Below are 5614 nucleotides of genomic sequence, written 5' to 3'. Positions count from 1 at the left end.
GCGGGGGAGTGGGCGGAAGGGCGGTGGTCGCGGAACACCCGCGCACCGCCGTCGCAGAAATAACCCAGGCCCCAGCCGTCGGCGTGCTCGTCGGTCTCGCCGCCGCGGCGCACGAAGCCTTCCAGCGAGAAGTGCAGGCTGGCGGGTTTGTTGCAATTCATGCCGAGGAGCTGGCACATGGCGTTGCTCACGGGGGCCGGGACGTCGCCATGGTGGCGCGCCGCCTGCGGGCGGCCAACCAAGAAATCCTGGATTGGATATCGCGGGGAGTAATACCGGCTTGGGGCTGGACGGTGCCGCGGGGCCCGGGGCGAAAGGGGTGGCGGCTCCGGTCGTGTGGAGAGCCCGCGATTGAAGCACCCGGGCCTGTGCAGCGGCCGATTCCTCGGCCGGGGCGCGGCGGTACTTTTCTCAACGTTGCTGTTGGATCCAGCCGGCGACGTCGTCTATCAGCGTTGCATCCACATGGCCGGGCCGCTCGTAGTCCGCCGGCGTGCCCGGGCCGGTGCCGGCGATGCCGAGGTGGTCCAGCGCCGGGTAGTGGCGGAAGCTGGCGCCGCGCTGGCCGGCGAGGCTCTGCTGCCAGCCTTGCCAGTCGGCGTCCATCACCTGGAAGTCGCGGCCGCCCTGCAACAGCAATAGCGGGCGGCCACCGGCCAGGACCTGGCGGGCATCGTCGACCATGTGAACCGCATCCACGCTGCGCCAGTAGTCGGCCGGCATGCCCAGCGGGCTGTCGGCGTCCGGCAGGGGGGCGCCGGCGCGCAGGCGGGTGATGCCGCTTTGCAGCGCGGCGATGGCGGCTTCCGCCTGCTGCCGGACCGGGCCCTGGGCGTTGGCGGCGAGGTTCTGCCACTGGTTCAGCAGCACGTCCAGCAGCGGCCGAGAGGGCGCGGCCAGCAGGATGAGGCCGGCGCTTTCGCTGCGCAGGCCGATGCGTGGCGCCAGCATGCCGCCCAGGCTGTGGCCGAGCACGAACACGCGCCCGGGAGCGATGCCGGGCGTGGCACGCAGCGCTGTGACGGCGGCCACCGCGTCGCTGGTGGTTTCGTCGTCTATGCCGAAGCCGGGCTGGGCGGCATCCTGCGGCCGCGCCCGGGTGCGCTTGTCGTAGCGCAGCACCGCGATGCCGTGGGCGGCGAGGCCGCGGGCGATGTCGAGGAAGGGGCGGTTGGGGCCCAGGGTTTCGTCGCGGTCGTGCGGGCCGGAGCCATGCACCAGCACCACCGCCGGGAAGGGGCCGTCGCCGCGCGGCAGCGCCAGCGTGCCGGGTAGCTCGCCGCGTTGGGTGGCCAGGGTGAAGTCGCGTTCGGTATAGGGCGCGTCCGCGGCTGGCGGCAAGGGCGAAGGCGAGGTGAGGGGCTGCAGCAGGAACATGCCGATGCGTTGCCCGCCGTCCACGCCGATGCGGGCGAGCAGCTCACCGCCGGCATATCGCAGCGGAATCTCCACCCGCTGGCCGCGGCCGCCGGCCTCGACGCTGGTGGCGCCGCGCCCCTGGGCCGCGCCCAGCTGCCGGGGCAGGCCTTCCCAGATGTTCTTAAGCATGGCGGCCGGCACGCTGGCGGCGAGGCGCGGGGTGAACATCGCCTCGGCGGCGGCGTAGTCGCCGGCGTCCAGGTGGTCCAGCAGGCGCTGGGCGAGGGTGGTGGCGTGCGCGGCGTCGGGTGTGGCGGCGGAGCTTGCGGGAGGTGGCTGTGTGTCGGTAGAGGAAGCGGCCATGGCAGGCAGAACGGCGAGCAGGAGGGCGCCGGCGAGCAATCTGCGCAGGGCGGGGCGGTGGTTGCGGAAGCGGGTTGCGACGGCCGTGGTACGTGCTGGCGCGCGCGCGTCAGCTACCGCGGTGAAGGACAGGCCGAGGGCTTTCGCGCGGTGGCCTACCTTGGCCGCCACCGTCGCCATGCTGCTTTGGTCCGGCTTCACCTCCACGCTCGTTCGCCGGCTCATTCCTTCTCCTCCTTGTTCTCTTCCGGCCGCGGCAGGCGGCCGGCCTTGCGCAGGGCGTCGCGCAGCACGTATTCGATCTGGGCGTTGAGCGAGCGCAGTTCGTCGTCCGACCATTGCTGCATCGCTTCCAGGATGCGGGCGTTGATGCGCAGGGGATAGGCCTTCTTCTCGCTCATCGGCGTGTTTCCGGCAGTCGACGGGGCGGGCAACAGGGCGGTCGGCCGCGCCGGCCGGCGCGGTCGGTCCGCATATCAGTACAGGCTGCCGGCGTTCACCACCGGCTGGGTGCCGCGGTCGCCGCACAGCACTACCAGCAGATTGCTCACCATGTGGGCCTTGCGCTCCTCGTCCAGCACCACCGTGCCGCTCTTCTGCAGCTCGGCCAGGGCCATTTCCACCATGCCGACGGCACCGGCGACGATGTGGCTGCGCGCGGCCACCACCGCCGCCGCCTGCTGACGCTGCAGCATGGCCTGGGCGATCTCCGGCGCATAGGCGAGGTGGCTGATACGGGCCTCGATCACCTCCACGCCGGCGCGGCCCAGGCGCTCGGCGATCTGCTCCTGCAGGTTCTGCGAAACTTCCTGCGGATGGCTGCGCAGCGAGACCTTGCCGTCTTCATGCTGGTCGTAGGGGTGGGCGGAGGCCATCGCCCGCAGCGCGGACTCCGACTGGATCTGCACGAAGCTCTCGTAGTTGTCCACGTTGTACACCGCCTCCGCCGAGTCGGCGACCTGCCAGACGATGACGGCGGCGATCTCGATCGGGTTGCCGTCGAGGTCGTTCACCTTGAGCTTGCCGCTTTCGAAGTTGCGTACCCGCAGGCTCACCTTCTTCTTGGCGAACAATGGATTGCTCCAGTTCAGGCCCTCATTCCGCACGCTGCCCACATAGCGCCCGAACAGGCTGAGCACCGCAGCCTGGTTGGGTTCGACCTTGTACAGGCCGGTAAGGCCGAAAATGCTGAGGGGAACCAAGCCCAGCGCGGGCAGGACCAGCACCCCGCGGTGGCCGGCCGCCGCTTGCGCGATGAGCCAGAGGCCCGTCAGCAACAGCACGATGAGCACCAGCAGAACGGGAATGCCGGACAGGGAGCGAGCGTCGGTTTCTTTCATGGCCTTTCCTTGAAGTGTGGTGTGAACGATATCAAATTGATATCAGCCGTCAAGAAAGGCGAGGGCATCGGCGTGAAGGGATGGGGCGCGGGACCGCAGCGTCGCCGCCCGCAGGGGCGGCTGTGGGGCCGCCTTGCGGAATGCTGCCCGCTCTTGAAGCACCGGCCCTGTGGCTTGCCGCTGCGCGTTCCGGTGGGCGAGCAGGAGCCGGTGCCATCCCTGCCCCGTCAAGGAAGCGGGGCAGGCCGCTTTGCCGGTCCGGACTGGACGCTGCCTTGCAGCGCTCCGCGGCCCGCGATCCGGAACCCGGCTATAGAACCACCAGGCTCAAGGCGCCAGCGCGGCCCCGAAGCTGCGGTCCACCACCTTGTCGATATCCAGCGGGGTCGCGATGGCGCCGGACTTGCGCAGGAAGTCGGCGGTGTCGCGCAGGTCGGCCATCGCGGCGTCGTTCACCGGCTCGATCACCATGCGCGCGGTGGCGAACCAGTGCTGCACCGTTTCCGGTTCCAGCTTGGCGGTGCGGGCCCAGCGCGCGGCGTAGTCTTCCTGGTGGGTGTTCACCCACTCCCGCGCGCGTTTCACCCGCAGCAGGAAGTCGGCGATGGCCTCGCGCTTGGCCTTGGCCGAATCGGCGTTGGCGGCGATGGTGCTGATGGCCGGCATCAGCCCCTTGGCGGTGAGCAGCGGGCGCGCCTGGCCGCTGACGACCAGTTGGGAGATGTAGGGCTCCCACACCGGGAAGGCGTCGATCTTGCCGCCCTGCAGCGCGGCGCTGGCGTCTATCGGCATCACCTTCACCAACTCCACGTAGTCCTGTGGCAGGCCCTGTTTTTCCAGCGCGCGGTGGACCAGCTGCTGGCTCCATGCGCCCGGCCAGATCGCCACCTTGCGGCCCTTGAGGTCGGCCAGGGTCTTGTAGGGTGCATCCTTGGCCACCAGCAGGGCGACGCCGTCCTGGTTCTGGCGCGACACGCCCACTACCTTCACCGGCGCGCCCTTGGCGGCGAGGAAGAGCAGGCCGGAATCGCCGAGGAAACCGAGGTCCAGCGCGGCGGAGTCCAGCGCCTCGGCGATGGGCGCGGCGGCCTGGAAGTGCTTCCACTCGACGCGGTAGCTGGCGCCCTCGAGCGCATTGGCGGCCTCCACCGAGGCGCGGATGTTGTAGTAGTTCTGGTCGCCCACCTGCAGTACCACCTGCCCGGCGGCGAAGGCTGGTGCGGCGGAAAGCACGGGCAGCAGGGCGAGGGCGGACAGCAGCAGGCGGGTGGCGCGGCGGCGCAGGGGATTGGTCGTCTTCATCGTCTCAGGGGCTGGCTTTGTTCTGGATTGGGGGGAAACGCTGCGGGTGTTCATGCTGGATACGTGGCCGCTGATGCATGTCCGGCCACGCAGGCAGAGTCCGGCCGTGTGCGGGGGCAAGCGCTCTCCGCGCCCACTCCGGCGCGCCGTCCTAGACAGAAAGCCCGCGCCGCCTTCGGGCAAATCCTGCTAAGCAAATCAGCCGCTTGCGCATTCAGTACACATTCAGTCCAGCTTCAGCACATGTGATTTCGATATCTGATTTCCTTGGTTCCGCTTGGCTGTCCGCCTTGGGCAAAGTGCGGCTTCCGAAAATATCGAGTGGAGTCCGGGAGATGAGAAGCGTGAGGAAATTGCTGGTCGCGGGTGTGCTGGTGCTGGCCGGTCTGCAGGCTGCCCTGGCGGCGCCGGCGGATGTGCTGGTCTCCACCGAATGGCTGGAGAAGAACCTGAACGATCCCAAGCTCAGGATCATCGAGGTCAGCGTGAACCCCGGCGTGTACGAGCGCGGCCATGTGCCGGGCGCGGTGAATTTCAGCTGGCATACCGATCTGGTCGATCCGGTGCGCCGCGATATCGTCGGCAAGGAAAACTTCGAGAAGCTGCTGCGCACCGCCGGTGTGTCCACCGACTCCACCGTGATCCTCTACGGCGATACCAACAACTGGTTCGCTGCCTGGGGCGCGTGGGTGTTCGATGTGTATGGCATCAAGAACGTGAAGCTGCTGGATGGCGGCCGCAAGAAGTGGGAAGCGGAGAACCGCCCGCTGGCGGCGGTGGCCAAGGCGCCGGCGCCGGGCAATGTGCGGGTGGTGGAGGTGAACGATAAGCTGCGCGCCCGCCTGCCGGACGTGCTGGCCGCCGCCGAGAAGCGCAGCGATGCGGCGCTGGTGGACATCCGCTCCGCCGACGAATACCAGGGCAAGATCTTCGCCCCGGCCGGCGTGCAGGAACTGGCGATCCGCGCCGGCCACGTGCCCGGCGCGGTGAACGTGCCCTGGGGCGAGGCGGTGGCGGCCGACGGCACCTTCAAGCCGGTGGAAGAGCTGCGCAAGGTCTACGCGGCCAAGGGCATAGACGGCAGCAAGCCCATCATCACCTACTGCCGCATCGGCGAGCGCTCCAGCCACACCTGGTTCGCGCTGACCAAGCTGCTGGGCTACGAGGTGCGCAACTACGATGGCTCCTGGACCGAGTACGGCAATGCCGTCGGGGTGCCGGTGACCAATCTGGCGGGGACGGTCTGGGGC

The 5614-nt window shown here is 69.2% G+C and carries 6 protein-coding genes; 1 reads left to right on the top strand and 5 read right to left on the bottom strand.

Features of this window, described 5'->3' with window-relative positions; all coding sequences use genetic code 11:
- The 5 genes from GRF61_RS23090 to GRF61_RS23070 all read right to left on the bottom strand — a co-directional run.
- Positions 1-179: class II glutamine amidotransferase (locus tag GRF61_RS23090; protein ID WP_211166161.1), on the bottom strand; the 179-nt coding region annotated here is incomplete at its 3' end.
- A 232-nt stretch (positions 180-411) separates the two neighbouring features.
- Positions 412-1947: an alpha/beta fold hydrolase gene (locus GRF61_RS23085; RefSeq protein ID WP_211166160.1), complete on the bottom strand. Its 1536-nt coding sequence runs from the start codon at positions 1945-1947 to the stop codon at positions 412-414.
- Positions 1944-2123 (bottom strand): Arc family DNA binding domain-containing protein, encoded by a 180-nt coding sequence (locus GRF61_RS23080; protein ID WP_133587576.1) that lies wholly within the window; start codon positions 2121-2123, stop codon positions 1944-1946. The genes GRF61_RS23085 and GRF61_RS23080 overlap by 4 nt, the downstream gene beginning before the upstream one ends.
- A gap of 75 nt (positions 2124-2198) precedes the next feature.
- Positions 2199-3062 carry an SPFH domain-containing protein gene (locus GRF61_RS23075; protein WP_133587574.1) on the bottom strand — a complete coding sequence of 288 codons (864 nt, stop codon included), beginning with the start codon at positions 3060-3062 and terminating at the stop codon, positions 2199-2201.
- Positions 3063-3389: 327 nt separating this feature from the next.
- Positions 3390-4364, bottom strand: a complete 975-nt coding sequence (locus GRF61_RS23070; RefSeq protein WP_169152965.1) for an ABC transporter substrate-binding protein — start codon at positions 4362-4364, stop codon at positions 3390-3392.
- A 344-nt stretch (positions 4365-4708) separates the two neighbouring features.
- Between GRF61_RS23070 and GRF61_RS23065 the strand changes: the two genes are divergently transcribed.
- Positions 4709-5614 (top strand): sulfurtransferase (locus GRF61_RS23065; RefSeq protein ID WP_211166159.1); only part of this gene is annotated, 906 nt, incomplete at its 3' end.

The sequence above is a fragment of the Azoarcus sp. TTM-91 genome (assembly GCF_012911025.1).
Taxonomy (GTDB): domain Bacteria; phylum Pseudomonadota; class Gammaproteobacteria; order Burkholderiales; family Rhodocyclaceae; genus Azoarcus.
This window is presented reverse-complemented; position numbering and strand designations above follow the sequence as displayed.